This is a genomic window from Pseudomonas sp. BYT-1, assembly GCF_023611805.1.
GTDB lineage: Bacteria > Pseudomonadota > Gammaproteobacteria > Pseudomonadales > Pseudomonadaceae > Aquipseudomonas > Aquipseudomonas guariconensis.
In genome coordinates this window covers 4,649,837-4,669,804 of sequence record NZ_CP072559.1, presented here as the reverse complement: position 1 = coordinate 4,669,804, position 19,968 = coordinate 4,649,837, and the positions used below count along the sequence as shown (strand labels likewise).

The window sequence follows — 19,968 nt, the reverse complement described above, 5'->3', positions numbered from 1 at the left end:
CGATCCCTCTTACAGCCCGCGGGCTACGGCTTTGTCGATCAGCCAGTCCAGGGACGGGCCACGATCGGCGTTGACGGCCGCCGGGCGACCGGCCAGTTCTGCCGGCAGGCCACTGTCAGGCTTGATCTGCACGCGGATATCCGAGGCCAGGTCTTCGCTGTTGAGGCTGGCGCTGCTGACGATCTTGCCGGTGCGCATCTCGTCTTCGCCGGCCACCTGGAACTGCACGCGGGTGCCTGGCTTGACCTGGTCGAACTGGCGATAGCTGAAGCGCGCCTCGACCATCGGGTTGGTGGTGCGTGGCACCAGTTGGAAGATCGGCTGGCCCTTGCTGGCGTACTGGCCGTCATCCACCAGCTGGCGGGCGACGACGCAGTCGCATGGGCTGGTGAGCGTGCCGGAGAGCTGCTTGCCGAACAGCTCCTCGACCTTGGCGGGCTCGAGCTGCGAGTCGTCCAGATGGCCTTTGAGCAAATCGAGCATGCTGGTGCTGAAGCTTGCCAGCGGCGCGCCCTTTACCACCTGGGCGCCGTTTTCCACCAGGCTCTGCACACTGCCGTCGCGCGGCATGGTGACGTTGGTGGTGGGCACTGAGACCACACCGGCCTCGGCGTGGCTGACGAAGTACATGCCGTACAGCGACTTGGCGATGAAGCCGAACGCGGCCACGCCGACCACGAACACGCCCAGGCTGACGGTTACCGCGCGCAGGCGACCGAAGGCCGAGAGCCCCGAGCCGCTGTCTTTCTGCTTGCGTGCCTTGGTGAAGTTGTCGCGTTGCAGGGTGCTGAGCACGCCGCCGACGTTGATCATCTCGCCGGACAGGAAAGTGGTGATGATATGGCGCAGGGTGGCCACGTCGCGCGGTTCGAGGTTCTGGAACTGCACGCCGGTGCGACCGGTGCTCTGGTAGGAGCGCACCTGGAACTCGACGTCCATGGACAGGCCCAGGTTGTCGACCGTGAACTGCAGGCGACCGCGCAGCACATCGCCGACGTTCAAGGGTTTGCTGGTATGGAAGGACAGGCCCCCGGCGGAGAGATCGTCCACCTTCACATCGTGCGGTTCGCGATTGCGGTCCAGGTAGCGCAGCTTGGCAGGGATACGTACCCGGACATGCTGGCGCTGGGCTTCGGACTCATGCACGACATTGGCGTTCACGGCGGTATTCATGGCGATTTCGTTCCTGTTAGATCCGTTCCGGGGGGCTCACACGACCATGAACAGCACAGCGACGAAGATGCTGGCTGCCGAGAAGGTCATGGTCCGTGAAGACCAGGTGTTGAACCATTGTTGAAAGCTTTCGAGGTCACGCTTGAGGGCAGTCGGCTGGCGGGTCCAGGACTGCTTGTCGAGGCGGAAGAACACGTAGATCTTCATCAGCGCGCCGACGATCTGGTTGTAATAGAGAATCAGCGGGTAGGCCGGCCCCACGTTATGGCCCGAGCACAGCAGCATGATGGTGAGGATCAGGCGGGTGATGCCGATCCACAGCAGGTACACGAGCAAGAAGCCCATGCCGAACTTGAGGCTGGCGATCACCGCCACCGTCAGGCCCAGCAGGCTGGTCCACATGGACACGCGCTGGTCGAGCAGGACGATGCAGGTGAACAGGCCCAGGCGCTTGAGGCCCAGCCCCAGGGCGCGGGAGTTCTGCCGCAGGTTGTTGCCGTACCAGCGGTACATCAGCTTGCGGCTGGCCTTGATGAAGCTCTTCTCCGGTGGGTGCTCGACCGTGTTGATCGCAGCGTCCGGCACGTAGAAGGTGTCGTAGCCCAGGCGCATCAGGCTGAACCAGCTGGACTTGTCATCCCCAGTGAGGAACTTGAAGCGGCCCAGGCGCCAGTGGTGCAGCGAGTCGCTTTCCACGTCGGCGATGAACTCAGGATCGGTCACCACGCTTGCGCGGAACATCGACATGCGCCCAGTCATGGTCAGCACGCGCTTGGACAGGGCCATCGAGCACATGTTGATGTGGCGCTGGGCGAAGCGCAGCTTGTGCCACTCGCTCATGATGTAGCCGCCGCGCACTTCGCAGAATTCGTTGGTGGTCAGGCCACCGACATTGGGGAACAGCTTGAACCACGGCACGGTCTTGCGGACCACGCCTTCACCGAGCACGGTATCGCCGTCGATCACCGCCACCACGGCATGCTCGTCCGGCATCATCCGCGAGATGGCCCGGAAGCCATAGGCCAGGCCATCGCGCTTGCCGGTACCGGCGATGCGCACGAAGTCCAGGTTGACGTGGGCGGGCGGGTTGTACTTGGCCCACAGGCTCTTGACCAGCAGCTCATCGGACATCTCCACCAGCGAGCAGACCACGGTGGTGGGGAAGCCGCATTCGATGGCCTCGCGGATCACCGAGCTGTACACCTGCGCGGTGGTCAGGGCATCGATGCGAAAACTGGTGACCATCAGGTACACGTGGGACGGGTCGGCAGCTTTGCCCAGCTTGCGTACCTTGCGGCGCAGGTAGGGGTAGACGCCGTAGAGGAACACCATGCCACGGATGAAGTGGGTGGCACCCATGGAGTAGCGCCAGATGCCGACCGCGCCGACCAGGAAGATGAAGTGCTTCGACTGCGAGTCGAAGATGTCGCTGGGCAAGGCCAAGGCGATCAACATGAGCAGGCTCATGTAGAGCAGCCATCCGGCGCACTGCAGCAGCACTGTCTGGAGTCTTTGCATGTTCAGCATCCGTCGCGCGAATCAGGGGGAAGGGCAGCGGTCGCCCGCTGCCCGGCCGGGGGTTACCAGCAGATGCCTTCGGTGCGGCTGGTGGTGCAGGTCGGCTTGGTCATGAAGCCGACCAGGTCGATCACTTGCTTGCCTTCCGGTGCCTGCTGAGCGAGGGCGCGGAACTTCTCGTCGCGGTTGCCCAGGACGATCACGTCGGCGTTGTCGATGACGTGTTGAAGATCGTCATTGAGCAGCGAGGACACGTGGGGGATCTTCGACTCGATGTATTCCTTGTTGGCGCCGTGGACACGGGCGTACTGGACGTTCTGGTCGTAGATGTTCAGCTCGTAGCCTTTGCCGATCAGGCGCTCGGCCAGTTCCACCAGCGGGCTTTCGCGCAGGTCGTCGGTGCCAGCTTTGAAAGACAGGCCGAGCAAAGCGACCTTGCGTTTGTCGTGGCTTTCGATGATGTCGAAGGCGTTCTGCACCTGGGACTCGTTGCTGCGCATCAGCGAGTCGAGCAGCGGAGCTTTCACGTCGAGGCTGGAGGCGCGGTAGGTCAGGGCACGCACGTCCTTGGGCAGGCACGAGCCACCGAAGGCGAAACCTGGGCGCATGTAGTACTGCGACAGGTTCAGGACTTTGTCCTGGCAAACCACGTCCATCACGTCGCGACCATCGACACCCACCGCCTTGGCGATGTTGCCGATTTCGTTGGCGAAGGTGACCTTGGTGGCGTGCCAGACGTTGCAGGTGTACTTGATCATTTCGGCCACTTCGACCGGCTTGCGGATGATCGGTGCGTCCAGTTCCTCGTAGATGGCCTGGAGCACGTCGCCGCTGGCCTTGTCCAGCTCGCCGATGACAGTCATCGGTGGGCGGTCGTAGTCGGCGATGGCGGTGCTTTCACGCAGGAACTCCGGGTTGACCGCGACACCGAAGTCGACGCCGGCTTTCTTACCGGAGCAGTCCTCGAGGATCGGGATGACCACGTTCTTGACGGTCCCCGGCAGCACGGTGCTGCGCACCACGATGGTGTGGCGACGCTCGGTGTCGCGCAGCACGTAGCCGATCTCGCGGCACACCGACTCGATGTACTCAAGGCCCAGGTCGCCGTTCTTCTTGCTGGGAGTGCCGACGCAGATCATCGACACATCGCTGGCGCGGATGGCTTCGGCGAAATCGGTGGTGCCACGCAGGCGGCCGTTGGCGATGCCTTGCTGCAGGAGCTGTTCCAGACCCGGCTCGACGATGGGCGACTTGCCCTGGTTGATCAGGTCGATTTTGGTCTTGGACACGTCCACGCCAATCACTTCGTGACCCCGTGCCGACAGGCAACCTGCACAGACCGCACCCACATAACCCAAACCAAAGATGCTGATACGCATCGTATTCACCTCGTGTGTTTATCACGTCGGCTCCTTCGCAAAAGAGCCGGACCGGGTTGATTAACCAGCAGTTTTCGGGCGCACGGTGCCATGGCGATTGCACATATCACCGAACGCAGGCATGAATAAATCCAGAGCGCGCAAAGTTGTGCACTCAAAGTTGGCAGTTAAATGGCCAGTATTAAAAGGCGTGCCCTGAAATGCAGCCGTCTTTATTGCAGTGTGCTATTACGCCTACTGCTGTGCTTGCTCTTTCAATTGGAAAAATCCTATGAAATCAACCACTAGGACGATTAGTAGGGGCGCGTCTCTCCTTCGTGGACAGGGCTTTCGGTTGATACCGTTGCGTCTGTCGAAGTTATCGGAGCCGGTAGTGGATACCGGCCGGTTGTCATCTGTAAGTCATCTCTCACGACACCCGCAAGAAAATCGTTACGGGTCCTATGAGCGATTGCCGGTAGCAGAAGTTCCAAGGTGGGTTCTGCAGGTATGAAAGATTTCTAAATATTTTTTCAGTGGAAAATACTTTCAATCTGATAGCACGTATCAGTTTCACCCCTATATATAAAGGGCGAAAACGACGTGGGATGGTTATATGCCAGCATGCGAAAATTTTTTTCAAAATTCGTCAAAAAACTACGAACGGTCTTATGGCGTTTTGCAATAACGGCTGGGCAGTGGTTTTTTTGACGTCGAAATTATGACGAGATGGCCATTTGAAGCCTGCCCCATTGCAGGGCTGTCGGATGCGGTGAGACGACCAGTAGCAGCAGCTGTCTTGTTCAGGGGTGTCCTCTTCGCGGGTTTACCCGCGAAGAGGCCGGTGCAAGCAACGCAAGACTGTTGCTCCCACTGTTAATGCGCAGGACCTGAAGGTCTTACTCGCCAGGGTGGTCGCGCAGGAACACCAGGTGGTCTGGCTTGGACTGTTCGGCACTGTAGTAATAGCCCTGCACATCGAAGCGCTTGAGCTGTTCGGGGTCGTTGATGCGCTCCTGGATCACGAAGCGGCTCATCATTCCGCGGGCTTTCTTGGCGTAGAAGCTGATGATTTTGTACTGCCCGTTCTTCCAGTCTTTGAAGTCGACATCGATCACCCGTGCCTTCAGGGCGCTGCGCTTGACCGCGCTGAAGTACTCGTTGCTGGCCAGGTTCAGCAGGATGTCATCGCCTTGATCGGCCAGGGCCTGATTCAGCCATTCACTGATGCGCGTGCCCCAGAAGGCATAGAGGTCTTTGCCGCGGAAGTTGGCCAGCTTGGTGCCCATTTCCAGGCGGTAGGGCTGCATAAGATCCAGCGGGCGCAGCAGGCCGTAAAGGCCCGACAGCATGCGCAGGTGGTCCTGGGCGTAGCTGAAGTCGTCCTCGCCGAGGCTTTCGGCGTCCAGGCCTGTGTACACGTCACCCTTGAACGCCAGCAGCGCCTGCTTGGCGTTGGCCGGGGTGAAATCCGGGGTCCAGCTGCCGAAGCGGGCGGCGTTGAGGCCGGCGAGCTTGTCGGAAAGGTGCATCAGTTCACTGATTTGTGCGGGTGTGAATTCGCGCAGTTGGGTGATCAACACCTGGGAGTCGTCCAGGTACTGGGGTAGGGTGAACCGCTGGGTCACCGGCGGGGTGTCGTAGTCGAGAGTCTTGGCGGGGGAAATCACCGTCAGCATCGGGTCGGCTCCTGGAATCGTCGAGGCGGATTCTACGGGCTGGGGCCGGCAAGACCAAACTATCGCGACGATAGTCACGGACCATCGCCCAACGCCACGTTATAGTGCGTGTCATGTTGCTGCGGAGAGCTTGATTCGTGCGTATTGCCTTCGTCCTGCTGGCCGGCCTGCTGAGCCTTGCCGCCCAGGCTGCCCCTTCGCCCCAGGCCACCCTGGACCGCACGCTGTGGCCTGAACAACTGGACAGCCCGGCGTTGTTCGATGTCGCTTCGCGGGCCGAAATCCTGTCGTTCGCCCAGGTGCTGCAGGAGAGTGAAATGCTCGACGAGCCGGCTCTGGCGGCGCGCCTGCAACTGCGCCAGATCAACCTGGCGGTGATACGTGCGGTGCGCGCGCGCATGTGGCAGCGGCTATGGGAAAACTATCAACAGGCCCAGCGCAGCTGCGAGCAGGATGCTTCCTTCTGCTATCCGCTGGAGTCCATGGCCGAACTGCGGACCCTGGCCGCCACTTTCACCTCCGGCGTGGGCGAGTTCTATACCGGCTGGCTCGAGCCTAGCCGGGCATTCCACACCCGTTACCTGGATGAACAACTGCGCAAGGCGGCGTTGTTCCCTCAGACCAGCAGCGAGGTCGAGCGCCTGTCGGACAGCGAGCGCACAGGCGATGAACTCAACGACCGGGTGTTCCTGCTGACATTCGTCGGTGGCCCCACTCCCGCGGGCGGTGCCACCGACGAGCTGGCCGATTATCTGCGCCGGCAGAAGCTCGGCGGCCTGTTCTTCGTGCTCGGTAACCGCTTGCAGCAGCGCGCCCCTGTGGGGGCGCTCTATACCGGGCAATGCGTGGGCATCCAGGGCTGGGAGTACCGCTCCCATGCCCAATGGCTGGACTGGCAGGATTCGCTGCGCCGGGCCCAGGCCCGGGTCCAGTCCGACCTGCCGGCGCAGTATGTGCCGTTGTTCCGCCCACCGTACGGGCAGCGTCGTGCCGATGGCGAGGCATTCATGGCCAGCCAGAGGCTTCAGGTTTCGCTGTGGGAGATCGACGCCCAGGATGACAGTGCGCTCAGCGCCGAGGCCTCGGCACATCGGGTGCTGACCTTGATGCTGTTGTGGCGCAAAGGGGTGATCCAGTTCCACGACAACCTGCCCAAGGCGCAACCGGCGCTGGATTGGCTGTTGCGCAACACGGCGCAGAGTGGAATCGGCTGGGAAGATTGCCGGGATTATGGGCAGCGTGATGGGGCTTGATCTTTGACTCTAGTCCCGCTCACGGCTCAAGCCAAGTCCTGAACGTCAATCGGAAAAATAAAGTTCAAAGGAACGTAAAAAGACTTTTTTTGGTCATCATTAATGCGGTATGTAGGTACCAGACAGCCGAATCCTGCAGCACAGGTGGCGTCATCCAGGCCCTCCTTGCCAGGTGCGCTCCCCGCCCGTAACGACGCGGATACGGGGAGAACGGCGGTCACTCTGCGGCGCAGCATTACGCGTCGCGTGGCTTTCACATAAGGTGACCGAGTATGGATGACCAAGGACGCAATTCTTCCTCCACCCAGCCAATCCTGTATGTGCTCGATACCAATGTCCTGATCCACGATCCAAACGCTTTGCTCAACTTCGAGGAGCACCATGTCGCCATTCCGATGACGGTGCTGGAGGAACTCGACAAGCTCAAGACCGGCAAACACACCATCGCCGCCGAATGCCGCCAGGCCATCCGCCTCATCGACCAGACCCTTGGCGATGCCTCGCCCAGCGACGTCGAGCAGGGCGTGCCGATCCAGCGTGGCAAGAGCGGGCCCAAAGGGTTCCTGTCGATCCTGATGAGCCCACGCAACGAGCCAAACCGGCTGCTGCCCGAAACCCTCAATGACAACATCATCATCAACCAACTTCTGGAGTTGCGTGCCCGCCGCTGCGATCTGGACGTGGTGCTGGTGACCAAGGACATCAACATGCGCCTGAAGGCGCGTGCCTGTGGCATCGCCGCGGAGGACTACAGCACCGACCAGTTGGTCGATGACGTCTCCTTGCTGTCCAAGGGCTACCATTCGGTGACCGGCTCGTTCTGGGATCGCGTCAGCAAGGTCGAAACCCGGCAGGAGCGTGGTCGCACCTGGCATCGGGTACAACTGACCGACAACCTGCCGGCGGTGCACGTCAATGAGTTCATCATCGACGAACAAGGCTTCGTCGGCTGGATCAAAGGCATCCGTGAAGACGAACTGCTGCTGCTCGACCTGCACCAGGAGCCGTTGCTGCACCAGGAAGCCTGGGGGCTGAAACCCCGCGACATCCATCAGAGCCTGGCGTTGTTCGCCTTGCTCGACCCAGATATCCACCTGGTCAACCTGACCGGCGCCGCCGGCTCCGGCAAGACCATCCTGGCGCTTGCCGCCGCCATCGAGCAGACCATGGTCAGCAAGCGCTACCGGCGCATCATCGCCACCCGCAGCGTGCAGGGGCTGGACCAGGAGATCGGCTTCCTGCCGGGGACCGAGGCCGAGAAGATGGAGCCTTGGCTGGGCGCCATCACCGACAACCTCGAAGCCCTGCACATGGATGATGAGAGTACCCACGGTAGCGTCGAGTACATCCTCGAGCGGGTCCCGTTGCAGTTCAAGTCGCTGAACTACATCCGTGGGCGCAGCTTCCAGCAGAGCCTGATCCTGATCGACGAGTGCCAGAACCTCACCCCGCACCAGATGAAGACCATCATCACCCGTGCCGGGGCAGGGTCCAAGGTGGTGTGCCTGGGTAACCTGGCGCAGATCGATACCCCTTACCTGTCGGCCACCAGCTCCGGGCTGACTTATCTCACCGAACGCTTCAAGGACTTCCCTCACGGCGTTCATATCACCTTGCAGGGCGTGCCACGCTCGGTGCTGGCCGAGTACGCCGAGTCCCACCTGTAAACCCCAGTCTGCCGGGCGGTTCGCCGCCCGGCTTCTGTGATGTCCTCTACGCCGATTAACCCGCTCCCATGGCGGCCAGCGGGATTTGGCCTGCCCGCGACACAACCACTGCTCAAAGCTGACCTGCGGGTTTACACTCTTTGTTCCCTTCACAGGAGCAATGCAGTGCTGACTCATCTCGATTCCCAGGGGCGCGCCAACATGGTCGACGTCACCGAAAAGGCCGTGACCGCGCGTGAGGCGGTGGCCGAAGCGCGGGTGCGCATGTTGCCGCAGACGTTGCAGATGATCGTCGACGGCGAGCATCCCAAGGGCGATGTGTTCGCCGTGGCGCGCATCGCCGGGATCCAGGCGGCGAAGAAGACCAGCGACCTGATCCCGCTGTGCCACCCGCTGATGCTCACCAGCGTCAAGGTCGAGCTCAACGCCGAAGGTTCTGATGCGGTGCGCATCGTCGCCCGTTGCAAGCTGGCCGGGCAGACCGGTGTGGAAATGGAAGCGCTGACTGCCGCCAGCGTTGCGGCGCTGACGATCTATGACATGTGCAAGGCCGTCGACAAAGGCATGGTGATCGAGCAAGTGCGCCTGCTGGAGAAGCTCGGCGGCAAGAGCGGCCATTACCAGGTGGAGGCGTGATGAAGGTTCAGGTGGTGTATTTCGCCCGTTATCGTGAATTGCTAGGGGTCGATGGCGAGCCGCTCGAAGGTGCCTTCGCGACCCTGGACGACGTGCGCCAGGCCTTGGTGGCCAAGGGCGGGCAATACGAGGTGCTGGCCGAGCAGAACGTGATGTGCGCACGCAATCAGGATCTGAGCAAGCTGGCCGAGCCGGTGGAGGAGGGCGACGAAGTGGCGTTCTTCCCGCCGGTCACGGGAGGTTGAGCATGGGCGTTCGAGTACAGGAGCAGGCCTTCGATCCAGGCCTTGAGGTCAATGCGATGCACGCGGCCAACGTCGGCGTGGGCGCGGTGGTAGGGTTCGTTGGCTATGTGCGGGATTTCAACGATGGCCGTGAAGTGGCGGGGATGTTCCTCGAGCATTACCCAGGCATGACCGAGAAAGCTCTGGCCAAGATCGTCGTCGAGGCCGAGCAGCGCTGGCCACTGCTCAAGGTCGAGGTGCTGCACCGCATCGGCGCGCTGGAGCCGGGCGAACCGATCGTCTTTGTCGGCGTGGCCAGCGCTCACCGTCAGGCGGCGTTCGATGCCTGCAATTTCATCATGGACTACCTCAAGACCCGGGCGCCGTTCTGGAAGAAAGAGAACACCCAGGATGGGCCGCGTTGGGTCGAAGGTCGGCAAAGCGACCAGGATGCCGCCGGTCGCTGGTGAACCTGGCGGGGCACGGGCGGGCCGGATGCGTCTGCCCTTGCCGCACGTTGTGGTTGGTAGTTGAGTTTCTATACAAAAAAGTCCAGTATGGAATCATAAGTACAAAATGATTCCAGGCAGCCTTGCGCCTGTCACCTTTCCTCTGTCTTGCACCACACCTCCAATAACGAGCGAGAGAGATCCCCCCATGAAAAAGCTCATCCTGATCAGCGGTCTGGCCCTGGGCCTGTTGGCCGGTAGCAACCTGTACGCTGCCGAGAACGTCCTGCGCATCGGTATCGAGGCCGCCTACCCGCCGTTTGCCTCGAAAAACGACAAGGGCGAAATCGTGGGCTTCGATTACGAGATCGGCAATGCCCTGTGCGCGCAGATGAAGGTCAAATGTGTCTGGAACGAGGTCGAGTTCGACGGGCTGATCCCCTCGTTGAAGGTTAGGAAGATCGATGCGGCCCTGTCGTCGATGACCATTACCAAAGAGCGCAAGCAATCGGTGGACTTCACCCACAAGTACTACTTCACGTCATCGCGCCTGGTGATGAAGAAGGGGGCGGTGGTCGATGACCAGTACCAGAGCCTCAAAGGCAAGACCATCGGCGTGCAGCGTGCCACCACCACCGACCGCTACGCCACCGAAGTGCTCGAGCCCATGGGTGTGAAGGTCAACCGCTACAGCAACAATGAAGAGATCTACATGGACCTGGCGTCCGGGCGTGTGGATGCCATTTTTGCCGATACCATTCCCCTGGAGGACTTCCTGTCGATGCCTCGTGGCGCTGACTTTGCTTTCGTAGGGCCGGAGCTGAAGGACCCCAAGTACGTCGGTGAAGGTGCCGGGATCGCGGTGCGCAAAGGCAACACCGAATTGGTGAGCCAGCTCAATAGCGCCATCGATGCCATTCGTGCCAACGGCGAATACCAGAAGATCCAGGCCAAGTACTTCAAATCGGATATCTACGGCGACTGAAACACTGCGCTGGGGGCGCCTTGCGCCCCTTTTCCGACCGCTGTGTAGTCCCGGCAATCGTCAAGGGACCTCTGCAGCGCTCAGGCCTTGAGTTCCTTCAAGTGCTTGTACACCGTCGCCCGTCCCATTCCCAGCACGTTGGCCACGTAGTTGGCCGCACTCTTGCCCTTGAAGGCGCCCTCGGCATGCAGGGCCAGGACCAGCTCGCGCTTGTGATCGCGGGTCAGCAGGTTAAGGCTCAACTGACGCTGGCGCAGCCAGCCGTTGAGGAAGGTGTTGATACGTTCCTGCCAGTCATCGCGAAACAGCGCGTCGGGTTGGGGAATCAATCGGCTGGGCGAAAGGAACAGATCCAGCGCCGCCTTGGCGTTCTCGAACAGCGAGATATTCAGATTGATGCACAGCATGGCCAGGGGTGTGCCTGCGGCATCGCGCAACACGGTGCTCAACGAGCGGATCTTCTGCCCGTCCCAGTTGAGTTTTTCGTAGGGGCCGATGTTGGTTTCATCGGTACCGTGCTCGAGCATGTCTTCCAGGGCCGCATCGTCGCCGATCTCGCGTTTGGACAGGTTGTTGGCGATGTAGTCGATCTTCTGGGTGCGCAGGTCGTGCAGCACCACTTCGGCGTGGGGGAAGAACAGGGTGGCGATGGCATCGGCGATGGCCCGGTAGTTGTCCAGGGCCGGGTCAGGGCGAGGGGATGGCATTGAGGCAGGCTCCAGGCTGTGTCAGCGCCCTGCGGCGAGGGCGCTGCGAGTGTGCCGCAATCGCGGCGGCGCGTCATCCCGACAGGCGTGCCGGGGATAGCATGGCGGCCGTCAGGCCAAAGCCATGCAGGTGATCCGGCAGCGCCTCGCCACGCACCAGGGCGGCGCTGGCCTGGCCCATGGCGGGTGAGGTCTGGATGCCGTAGCCGCCTTGGCCCGCGACCCAGAACAGCCCAGGCACCTGCGGGTCGAAGCCGGCGACCAGGTCGCCGTCAGCAACGAAACTGCGCAGCCCGGCCCAGGTGCGGGTAGGACGGCGGATGCGCAGGGTGGTGGCTTCCTCGATCTGATAGATGCCTAAGGCGATGTCGAGCTCTTCGGGTTGTACATCGTGTGGCTCCACCGGGTCGGCATTGGCGGGAGAGCCCAGGAGCATGCCGGCGTCCGGCTTCATGTAGAAGGATTCATCGAGGCTGACCAGCATCGGCCAGTGGTGGCAGTCGACGCCCTCGGGGGCGGCGAAGATGAAGGCAGCGCGGCGCTTGGGTTGCAGGCCGAGGGGACGAGCGCCGGCCAGTACCCCGATGTGGTCCGCCCAGGCGCCCGCGGCGTTGATCAGCACGGGGGCGCTGAAACTGCCCTGGTTGGTATGCACCTGCCACAGCCCTTGGGCGTCACGCTCCACCCGTTGCACCTCGCAATCGCTGCGCACTTCGCCCTGTTGCCGGCGAATGCCGCGCAGGTAGCCTTGGTGCAGGGCATCGGTGTCGATGTCGCTGGCGCTCGGGTCGTAGAGGGCGCCATGGACTTTGTCCCGACACAGCACCGGCAGGCGGGCGCAGGCCTGGTCGGCATCGAGCAGCTCGAACTCGGGCACGCAGGCCTTGGCGCTGAGGTACTGGCGTTGCAGTTCGGCCGGATCGCCGTTGAAGTCCACGGTCATCTCACCGCGCGGGGTGAGCAGAGGATGCTCGGCGAAACCACTGGGCGGATGATCGAAAAAAGCACGGCTGGCGAGGGTCAGGGCGCGTACCTGTGGCGTGCCGTAGGCGGCGGTGTAGAGCGCCGCCGAACGGCCGGTGGAGTGATAGCCAGGCTGGGATTCGCGCTCGAGCACTAGCACGCGGCCATGGGCGGCGAGCCAGTAGCCGGTGGAGGCGCCGGCGATACCGGCGCCGACGATGATGTAGTCGGCAGTCTGCATGCTGTTCTCCTCAGGCTTCGCGCAGCAGCTGATACAGGGCATTGGCCAGGGCAATGTCCTCCAGGCCCAGTCCGATGGAGCGGAAGAAGGCATGGCGCTGGTAGGCCGGCGCGGCGGCGTCGCCACTGAGCAGTTGCGGCAGGTCGCCGACGATCGCGTCTGCCTGCCACCCCAACTGCTCGGCGGCGATGCGCATTTCGCCTGCGCTTGCGGGGGTGGTTACCCGGTAATCGCAGTAGACATCCATCTCGGCCAGGCAGGCTGGCGGGATTTCATGGGCGCGTACGGCATTGGTGCTGATCGAGGTGATCAGCGCAGGTTTGCTCAGCGTGCGTGGGTCGATGACTGGCACGGCCGAGGAAGTGCAGAGCATGATCACGTCGGCATCGTCCAGGGCCTGCTCGAGGTTTTCCATCAATTGCAGGCGGCTGTCGAGGCCGGCCAGGTGTTCGCGTTGCCCTGCGCTCTGTTGGCCCAGGCTGGGGGAATACAGGCGAATGTCCTGCCAGTCGCGCAGGCCGCGCACATAGTGCAGGTGAGCGCGGGCGATCGGGCCGCTGCCGATCACCGTCAGGCGGCGGGCATGGCCTGGGGCCAGCGCGTCGATGGCCACGGCAGTGGTAGCGGCGGTGCGGGCGGTGGTCAGTTCGCCGGCGTCGCAGAGCATCAGAGGTTGACCGCTGTCCATGGACATCAGCAGGGTCCAGGCGGTGACCAGGGGGCCTTGGTCACGGACGATGTAGGGCGAGGTTTTTACCCCATAGACCCGCTCCGTGGCCAACACGCCGCCATAGTTGATGAAGTCGCCCCGGCCAGCCGGAAACTCCACCAGTTGTTGGGGCGGCTGTACCGCCTGGCCACGGGCCAGGTCACGGAACAGGTTGCGCAGGATGTGCGGGACATCCACCTGGGCGAGCAATTGGCGGGCGTGTTGTTGATCGACGACGAGGGGCGCGGTCATACGAAGCTCCAGATAAACTATTTTTTCCATTATGGACTTTTTGTTTATTTGGACAATATCGCAGGCGCAAAAAGGTTGCGGCGCAATTCGGCGCCAGAAAGGGAGGGGTAGAGAAAGCAGGGGTGGGGCTTGGCCCGCAGAACAGGCCCTGCGGCTCGGAGCAGGGCCTGTGGGAGCGGTCTTGCCGGGGCGCCGGACCGCTCGGGAAGGGGCAAAAGGTGCCCCAAGGTACACGGCTCAGTGATGCTTTCGCGGTATCGACTTCAGCAGTTCGTCCGGTGGCATCTCGCACTTGATCTTGCGCCCCAGCAGCTCTTCGATAGCCGGAAGCTGGTAGGCATCGTCCTCGCCGGCGAAGCTGATCGATACGCCGCTGGTCCCGGCACGGCCGGTACGGCCGATGCGGTGTACGTAGTCGTCCGGGTCTTCCGGCAGGGTGAAGTTGATCACGTGGCTGATGCCGTCGATGTGAATGCCACGGCCGGCCACGTCGGTGGCCACCAGCACCGCGATGCGACCTTCGCGGAAGTTCTCCAGGGTGCGGATGCGCTTGTGCTGCGGCACGTCGCCCGACAACTGGGCGGCGTTGATGCCGTCACGCACCAGGCGCTCTTCGATGCGGCGCACTTCATCCTTGCGGTTGGCGAAGACCATCACCCGTTCCCACTTGTTCTGCGTGACCAGGTTGTACAGCAGCTTGTACTTGTCGCTGCTGGCCACTGCATAGACGTGCTGTTCGACCGTTTCGCTGGCCACGTTCTCCGGCTCGATCTCGACGATGGCCGGGTTGGTGGTCCACTGCTTGGCCAGGTTCATCACGTCATCGGTGAAGGTGGCGGAGAACAGCAGGGTCTGACGCTCGCTCTTGGGCGGGGTCTGGCGGATGATCTGCCGGACCTGGGGGATGAAACCCATGTCGAGCATGCGGTCGGCTTCATCGAGCACCAGCACCTCGACCATGTCCAGATGCACTTCGCCGCGCTGGTGGAAGTCCAGCAGGCGGCCTGGCGTGGCTACGAGGATGTCGCAGTGACGCGCTTCCAGGGCCTTGAGCTGCTTGTCGAAGTCCATGCCGCCGACGAACGTCATGACGTTCAGGCCGCTGTACTTGGTCAGGGCCATGGCGTCCTTGGCGATCTGCACCACCAGCTCGCGGGTCGGCGCGATGATCAGCGCGCGCGGCTCGCCCATGTAGCGTTCCTTGGGCGGCGGTACCTGCTGCAGCTGGGAAATGATCGAGATCAGGAACGCGGCGGTCTTGCCGGTGCCGGTCTGGGCCCGGCCGATGGCGTCCTTGCCGCGCAGGGTATGACCCAGCACCTGGGCCTGGATCGGCGTGCAGTACGGGAAGCCCAGGTCATGGATGGCATGCATCAGTTCGTTGGAAAGCTTGAAGTCATGGAAGCGGGTCTTGCCCTCCTGGGGCTCGACCACGAAATCTTCCGGCTTCCACAGGCTGGCCTGGGGCTTGGGTTTGCGTTCGCGACGTGGCTTGTCCTTGGCGGGCTTGTCGTCGCGAGTGGGGGACGTGGCCTCGGGCGTATTGACCGGCGAGGCTGGGGGCGCCGGCGGTTCGACCGCAGGTGCAGGTGGGGGCGTCATCACGCCGGCGGCAGGCACGTTGGCCTGGGGTGCGGCGTCGCCCTTGGCGAAAATTTTCTTGAGTGCCTTGAGCACGATCGTCTCGTCAACTGGTTAAGGAATGTACGCCCGGCAGTGTAATGCAAGAACCGGGCAGGGCGTAGTGCGGTGCGCCTACAACTACAGCAGATTGCACCGCTAGCGCAGGTGGCGCACCAGCCAGTTGTAGATATCGTTGATTTCCTGGGGCACCACTTCGTGTTCCATCGGGTATTCCTCCCAGGCCACTTCGACGCCCCACTGCTTGAGGTGCTCATAGGCCGTGCGGCCCATGGACGGGATCACCACCGGGTCGTGCACGCCGTGCAGGCAGAGGGCCGGAGTGCGCTGCTGGCAGGCGCTCAGCTGATGGTTTTCATTGAAAGTGGGCGCGTAGGTGGACAACGCCAGTACACCGCCCAGGGCTTCCTGCCACTTTATATAGGCCGTGTGCAGCACCACCGCGCCACCCTGGGAGAACCCCGCCAGGAAGATTCGCGTCAGGTCGATGCCCTTGGCTCGCTCGGCTTCGATCAACGCCACCACCTGATCGGCGGACGCTTCCAGCTGCGCTTCGTCGATAGCGCGCGCAGGCGTCATGGCCTTGATGTCGTACCAGCTGGGCATGGCGTAGCCGCCGTTAATCGTTACCGCGCGTGTCGGCGCCTGGGGCATAACGAAGCGGGTGCTGAGCAGGTGTTCCTGCAACGCTTCGGCCACCGGTAGGAAGTCGTAACGGTCGGCCCCCAGGCCGTGCAACCAGATAACACAGGCGTCTGCGGTGTTCTGGGGTTCGAGGATCAACGGGTTGGTCATGACTGCTCCGAAAGTGTGCGCACGCGCCTGATCGAGTGCATGAAATAAAGGCGTGCATGGGTAATGCCACAAGAAGATGTCGCAACTCTACAACTTTTCCTGCTTGACGACCCCTTAAACGCTTGAGCCCGAGACTGTGGTACGCCCTTTGCTATGAATCAACCGATGCGAGGGGATGGCCGGAGACGGTAACACCCCTCGTGCGGATAGAAGGCTGTCACCAGAACGGCCCATTGCGCCAATTGACCCGATAACAAGCCAACAAGGGGTCGGATGCGCCTCATAAGGGTGCGGTGCAATTCCGGCTCGATACAACAAGAGCGATTGGAGGTTGTGAATGAAGATGTTGAAAACCACCCTGGCAGTCCTGACCGCTGCCGCTGCGCTGGGCGCCACCAGCTTCGCCCACGCTGGCGCTACGCTAGATGCGGTAAAGAAGAAGGGCTTCGTCCAGTGTGGCGTGAGTGACGGCCTGCCGGGCTTCTCGGTACCGGACAGCACCGGCAAGATCGTCGGTATCGATGCCGATGTGTGCCGCGCCGTGGCCGCCGCCGTCTTCGGCGACGCGACCAAGGTCAAGTTCAGCCAGCTCAACGCCAAAGAACGCTTCACTGCGCTGCAATCGGGTGAAGTCGATGTCCTGTCGCGCAACACCACCTGGACCAGTTCGCGTGATGCCGGGATGGGCCTGGTATTCGCCGGCGTGACTTACTACGACGGCGTCGGTTTCCTGGTCAACAAAAAGCTGGGCGTCTCCAGTGCCAAGGAGCTCGATGGCGCGACCATCTGCATCCAGGCCGGTACCACCACTGAGTTGAACGTCTCTGACTTCTTCCGTGCCAACGGCCTGAAGTACACCCCGATCACCTTCGACACTTCCGATGAAAGCGCCAAGTCGCTGGAATCCGGTCGTTGCGATGTGCTGACCTCCGACAAATCGCAGCTGTTCGCCCAGCGCTCCAAGCTGGCGGCGCCAAGCGAGTATGTAGTACTGCCGGAAACCATCTCCAAGGAACCTCTGGGCCCGGTCGTGCGCAAAGGGGACGAGGAGTGGTTCAGCATCGTCAAGTGGACCCTCTTCGCCATGCTCAACGCCGAAGAGGCAGGCATCACCTCGAAGAATGTCGAGGCCGAGGCCAAGTCCACCAAGAACCCCGACGTCGCTCGCCTGCTCGGTGCCGACGGCGAGTACGGCAAGGACCTGAAGCTGCCCAAGGACTGGGTGGTGCAGATCGTCAAGCAGGTGGGTAACTATGGCGAAGTGTTCGATAAGAACCTGGGCCAGAGCACTGACCTGAAGATCGATCGTGGCATGAACGCCCTGTGGAACAACGGCGGCATCCAGTACGCGCCACCAGTGCGCTGATGGTTGCACCTGCGGCGGCACCGCGCCGCCGCAGGTTGTTCGATCCCATCCTTTCGGGGCATTACATGCAAAATCAAATTGGCGCGCAGAAGGGGTTTTCCCTGAGCGATCCACGTGTGCGCGCGTGGCTGTTCCAGATCGTCACGGTGGTCTTCGTGGTCGGCCTGGGCTGGTACCTGTTCCACAACACGCAAACCAACTTGCAACACCGGGGCATCACCTCGGGTTTCGACTTTCTCGAGCGCAGCGCAGGCTTCGGCATCGCCCAGCACCTGATTCCCTACGTGGAGTCGGACAGCTACGCCCGGGTGTTTCTCATCGGCCTGCTCAACACCCTGCTGGTTACCTTCATCGGCATCATCCTGGCAACGCTGTTGGGCTTCATCATCGGTGTGGCGCGGCTGTCGCCGAACTGGATGATCAACAAGCTGGCAACAGTCTATGTCGAGACGTTCCGCAACATTCCGCCGTTGTTGCAAATCCTGTTCTGGTACTTCGCGGTGTTCCTGACGCTACCGGGGCCGCGGGGCAGCATCAACCTGCAGGACACTTTCTTCATCAGCAACCGTGGCGTGAACATGCCCGGTGCCTCCATGGCCGAGGGCTTCTGGCCATTCGTGGGCGCCGTGGTGCTGGCGATCGTCGCCATCGCGCTGATGGTGCGTCTTGCCAACAAACGCTTCGATGAAACCGGCGAGCCGTTCCACAAGTTCTGGGTGGGGCTGCTCATGTTAGTTGGCATCCCAGGCGTGTGCGTGCTGCTGTTCGGCAATCCGTTGAGCTGGGAAGTGCCGCAGCTCAAGGGCTTCAACTTCGTCGGTGGCTGGGTGCTGATCCCTGAGCTGCTGGCCCTGACCTTGGCGCTGACCATCTATACCGCAGCGTTCATCGCCGAGATCGTGCGTTCGGGCATCCGTTCGGTCAGCCATGGCCAGACCGAGGCTGCGCGCTCTCTTGGCCTGCGCGAGGGGCCGACCCTGCGCAAAGTGATCATCCCCCAGGCATTGCGAGTGATCGTGCCGCCGCTGACCAGCCAGTACCTGAACCTGGCGAAGAACTCGTCCCTGGCGGCCGGCATCGGCTACCCGGAAATGGTCTCGCTGTTCGCCGGTACCGTGCTCAATCAGACCGGTCAGGCCATCGAGGTGATCGCCATCACCATGAGTGTCTATCTGGCCATCAGCATCAGCATTTCGCTGCTGATGAACTGGTACAACAAGCGCATCGCGCTGATCGAGCGGTGAGGATACGCCAGTGACTGCCCATGTTTTCAAACCTGACATGCCGCCACCGGTCAAGACCGTCGGCGTGCTCGCATGGATGCGTGCGAACCTGTTCTCCAGCTGGCTGAACACCCTGTTGACGCTGTTCGCCCTGTACCTGGTGTGGCTGATCGTGCCGCCTTTGGTGCAATGGGCGTTCATCGATGCCAACTGGGTCGGCACCACCCGTGCCGATTGCACCAAGGAAGGCGCCTGCTGGGTGTTCATCCAGCAACGCTTCGGCCAGTTCATGTACGGCTACTACCCGGTGGAGTTGCGCTGGCGGGTCGACCTGACTGTCTGGCTCGCCGTGCTGGGCGCCGCGCCGTTGTTCATCAAGCGTTTCCCGCGCAAGGTGGCCTATGGCTTGGGCTTTCTGGTGCTGTACCCGATCATCGCCTACACCTTGCTGCACGGTGGCTATCTGGGGCTGAGCACGGTGCCGACCAGCCAGTGGGGCGGCCTGATGCTGACCTTGGTGATCGCCACCGTCGGCATCGTCGGTGCCTTGCCCCTGGGCATCCTGCTGGCGCTGGGACGGCGTTCCAACATGCCGGCGGTGAAGGTGGTCTGCGTGACCTTCATCGAGTTCTGGCGTGGCGTGCCACTGATCACTGTGCTGTTCATGTCCTCGGTGATGTTGCCGTTGTTCCTGCCTGAGGGTATGAGCTTCGACAAGCTGCTGCGGGCGATGATCGGGGTGATCCTGTTCCAGTCGGCCTATATCGCCGAGGTGGTCCGCGGTGGGTTGCAGGCCATCCCCAAGGGCCAGTACGAGGCGGCTGCGGCCATGGGCCTGGGCTACTGGCGGTCGATGGGGCTGGTGATCCTGCCTCAGGCGCTCAAGCTGGTGATCCCCGGCATCGTCAACACCTTCATTGCCCTGTTCAAGGACACGAGCCTGGTGATCATCATCGGCCTGTTCGATCTGCTCAACAGCGTCAAGCAGGCTGCGGCCGACCCGACCTGGCTGGGCATGGCGACCGAGGGCTATGTGTTCGCCGCCTTGGTGTTCTGGATTTTCTGTTTCGGTATGTCCCGCTACTCCATGCACCTGGAGCGCAAGCTGGACACTGGCCACAAGCGTTAG

At 62.1% G+C, this 19,968-nt stretch carries 18 protein-coding genes; 9 read left to right on the top strand and 9 right to left on the bottom strand.

The annotated features are described in order from the left end of the window. Nucleotides 1-9: 9 nt before the first annotated feature. From J5X93_RS21805 to yaaA, 4 genes are all read right to left on the bottom strand, one after another. Complete coding sequence (locus tag J5X93_RS21805; protein WP_043207421.1) at nt 10-1,173, bottom strand: alginate biosynthesis protein Alg44; 1,164 nt, start codon at nt 1,171-1,173, stop codon at nt 10-12. Nucleotides 1,174-1,209: 36 nt separating this feature from the next. Further along, on the bottom strand, nt 1,210-2,691 hold the full coding sequence (locus tag J5X93_RS21800) for a glycosyltransferase family 2 protein (protein WP_043207422.1): 1,482 nt from the start codon (nt 2,689-2,691) through the stop codon (nt 1,210-1,212). A 62-nt stretch (nt 2,692-2,753) separates the two neighbouring features. Further along, nucleotides 2,754-4,070, bottom strand: coding sequence for a nucleotide sugar dehydrogenase (locus tag J5X93_RS21795; RefSeq protein WP_043207423.1), 1,317 nt, complete (start codon nt 4,068-4,070; stop codon nt 2,754-2,756). Nucleotides 4,071-4,948: 878 nt separating this feature from the next. Next, nucleotides 4,949-5,728: a peroxide stress protein YaaA gene (gene yaaA / locus J5X93_RS21790; RefSeq protein ID WP_250033972.1), complete on the bottom strand. Its 780-nt coding sequence runs from the start codon at nt 5,726-5,728 to the stop codon at nt 4,949-4,951. A gap of 137 nt (nt 5,729-5,865) precedes the next feature. Here yaaA and J5X93_RS21785 point away from each other — a divergent pair, with 137 nt between their 5' ends. The 6 genes from J5X93_RS21785 (at nt 5,866) to aotJ (ending at nt 10,942) form a co-directional block, all read left to right on the top strand. Then, nucleotides 5,866-6,981: a polysaccharide deacetylase family protein gene (locus J5X93_RS21785; protein ID WP_102081618.1), complete on the top strand. Its 1,116-nt coding sequence runs from the start codon at nt 5,866-5,868 to the stop codon at nt 6,979-6,981. A gap of 272 nt (nt 6,982-7,253) precedes the next feature. Then, nucleotides 7,254-8,648: a PhoH family protein gene (locus J5X93_RS21780; RefSeq protein ID WP_043207427.1), complete on the top strand. Its 1,395-nt coding sequence runs from the start codon at nt 7,254-7,256 to the stop codon at nt 8,646-8,648. A 165-nt stretch (nt 8,649-8,813) separates the two neighbouring features. Next, the gene (gene moaC, locus J5X93_RS21775) at nt 8,814-9,284 is read left to right on the top strand and encodes a cyclic pyranopterin monophosphate synthase MoaC (RefSeq protein ID WP_043207428.1); all 471 of its coding nucleotides are present in this window, start codon (nt 8,814-8,816) and stop codon (nt 9,282-9,284) included. Then, the gene (locus J5X93_RS21770; protein ID WP_043207429.1) at nt 9,284-9,529 is read left to right on the top strand and encodes a MoaD/ThiS family protein; all 246 of its coding nucleotides are present in this window, start codon (nt 9,284-9,286) and stop codon (nt 9,527-9,529) included. The genes moaC and J5X93_RS21770 overlap by 1 nt, the downstream gene beginning before the upstream one ends. Before the next feature lie 2 nt (nt 9,530-9,531). Continuing rightward, nucleotides 9,532-9,978, top strand: a complete 447-nt coding sequence (gene moaE / locus J5X93_RS21765) for a molybdopterin synthase catalytic subunit MoaE (protein ID WP_043207430.1) — start codon at nt 9,532-9,534, stop codon at nt 9,976-9,978. 187 nt (nt 9,979-10,165) lie between these two features. Beyond that, entirely contained in the window at nt 10,166-10,942 is a 777-nt protein-coding gene (aotJ, locus tag J5X93_RS21760) for an L-arginine-binding protein AotJ (protein WP_090346842.1), read from the top strand. Between the two features lie 80 nt (nt 10,943-11,022). On the opposite strand, the gene J5X93_RS21755 is transcribed toward aotJ, so the two are convergent. The 5 genes from J5X93_RS21755 to J5X93_RS21735 form a co-directional block, all read right to left on the bottom strand. After that, nucleotides 11,023-11,649, bottom strand: a complete 627-nt coding sequence (locus tag J5X93_RS21755; protein WP_043207432.1) for a helix-turn-helix transcriptional regulator — start codon at nt 11,647-11,649, stop codon at nt 11,023-11,025. Between the two features lie 73 nt (nt 11,650-11,722). Then, on the bottom strand, nt 11,723-12,853 hold the full coding sequence (locus J5X93_RS21750; RefSeq protein ID WP_043207433.1) for an NAD(P)/FAD-dependent oxidoreductase: 1,131 nt from the start codon (nt 12,851-12,853) through the stop codon (nt 11,723-11,725). 10 nt (nt 12,854-12,863) lie between these two features. After that, on the bottom strand, nt 12,864-13,814 hold the full coding sequence (locus J5X93_RS21745; RefSeq protein WP_043207434.1) for an ornithine cyclodeaminase family protein: 951 nt from the start codon (nt 13,812-13,814) through the stop codon (nt 12,864-12,866). Between the two features lie 237 nt (nt 13,815-14,051). Further along, nucleotides 14,052-15,491 carry an ATP-dependent RNA helicase RhlB gene (rhlB, locus tag J5X93_RS21740; RefSeq protein ID WP_043207436.1) on the bottom strand — a complete coding sequence of 480 codons (1,440 nt, stop codon included), beginning with the start codon at nt 15,489-15,491 and terminating at the stop codon, nt 14,052-14,054. Between the two features lie 102 nt (nt 15,492-15,593). Next, nucleotides 15,594-16,250: an alpha/beta hydrolase gene (locus J5X93_RS21735; RefSeq protein ID WP_043207438.1), complete on the bottom strand. Its 657-nt coding sequence runs from the start codon at nt 16,248-16,250 to the stop codon at nt 15,594-15,596. Nucleotides 16,251-16,587: 337 nt separating this feature from the next. On the opposite strand from J5X93_RS21735, the gene J5X93_RS21730 reads away from it, so the two are divergent. The 3 genes from J5X93_RS21730 (at nt 16,588) to J5X93_RS21720 (ending at nt 19,968) form a co-directional block, all read left to right on the top strand. After that, entirely contained in the window at nt 16,588-17,616 is a 1,029-nt protein-coding gene (locus J5X93_RS21730; RefSeq protein ID WP_250033971.1) for an amino acid ABC transporter substrate-binding protein, read from the top strand. Between the two features lie 65 nt (nt 17,617-17,681). Beyond that, the gene (locus J5X93_RS21725; RefSeq protein WP_090346849.1) at nt 17,682-18,860 is read left to right on the top strand and encodes an amino acid ABC transporter permease; all 1,179 of its coding nucleotides are present in this window, start codon (nt 17,682-17,684) and stop codon (nt 18,858-18,860) included. Between the two features lie 10 nt (nt 18,861-18,870). Continuing rightward, nucleotides 18,871-19,968, top strand: coding sequence for an amino acid ABC transporter permease (locus J5X93_RS21720; RefSeq protein WP_070576229.1), 1,098 nt, complete (start codon nt 18,871-18,873; stop codon nt 19,966-19,968).

Bases quoted from the DNA above. Each gene is read 5' to 3' on its own strand.
- J5X93_RS21770 (WP_043207429.1), top strand. From the start codon at position 9,284: ATGAAGGTTCAGGTGGTGTATTTCGCCCGTTATCGTGAATTGCTAGGG.
- J5X93_RS21735 (WP_043207438.1), bottom strand. From the start codon at position 16,250: ATGACCAACCCGTTGATCCTCGAACCCCAGAACACCGCAGACGCCTGT.
- J5X93_RS21800 (WP_043207422.1), bottom strand. From the start codon at position 2,691: ATGCAAAGACTCCAGACAGTGCTGCTGCAGTGCGCCGGATGGCTGCTC.
- J5X93_RS21725 (WP_090346849.1), top strand. From the start codon at position 17,682: ATGCAAAATCAAATTGGCGCGCAGAAGGGGTTTTCCCTGAGCGATCCA.
- J5X93_RS21795 (WP_043207423.1), bottom strand. From the start codon at position 4,070: ATGCGTATCAGCATCTTTGGTTTGGGTTATGTGGGTGCGGTCTGTGCA.
- aotJ (WP_090346842.1), top strand. From the start codon at position 10,166: ATGAAAAAGCTCATCCTGATCAGCGGTCTGGCCCTGGGCCTGTTGGCC.
- yaaA (WP_250033972.1), bottom strand. From the start codon at position 5,728: ATGCTGACGGTGATTTCCCCCGCCAAGACTCTCGACTACGACACCCCG.
- J5X93_RS21780 (WP_043207427.1), top strand. From the start codon at position 7,254: ATGGATGACCAAGGACGCAATTCTTCCTCCACCCAGCCAATCCTGTAT.
- J5X93_RS21745 (WP_043207434.1), bottom strand. From the start codon at position 13,814: ATGACCGCGCCCCTCGTCGTCGATCAACAACACGCCCGCCAATTGCTC.
- moaE (WP_043207430.1), top strand. From the start codon at position 9,532: ATGGGCGTTCGAGTACAGGAGCAGGCCTTCGATCCAGGCCTTGAGGTC.
- J5X93_RS21805 (WP_043207421.1), bottom strand. From the start codon at position 1,173: ATGAATACCGCCGTGAACGCCAATGTCGTGCATGAGTCCGAAGCCCAG.
- J5X93_RS21755 (WP_043207432.1), bottom strand. From the start codon at position 11,649: ATGCCATCCCCTCGCCCTGACCCGGCCCTGGACAACTACCGGGCCATC.
- J5X93_RS21750 (WP_043207433.1), bottom strand. From the start codon at position 12,853: ATGCAGACTGCCGACTACATCATCGTCGGCGCCGGTATCGCCGGCGCC.
- J5X93_RS21730 (WP_250033971.1), top strand. From the start codon at position 16,588: ATGAAGATGTTGAAAACCACCCTGGCAGTCCTGACCGCTGCCGCTGCG.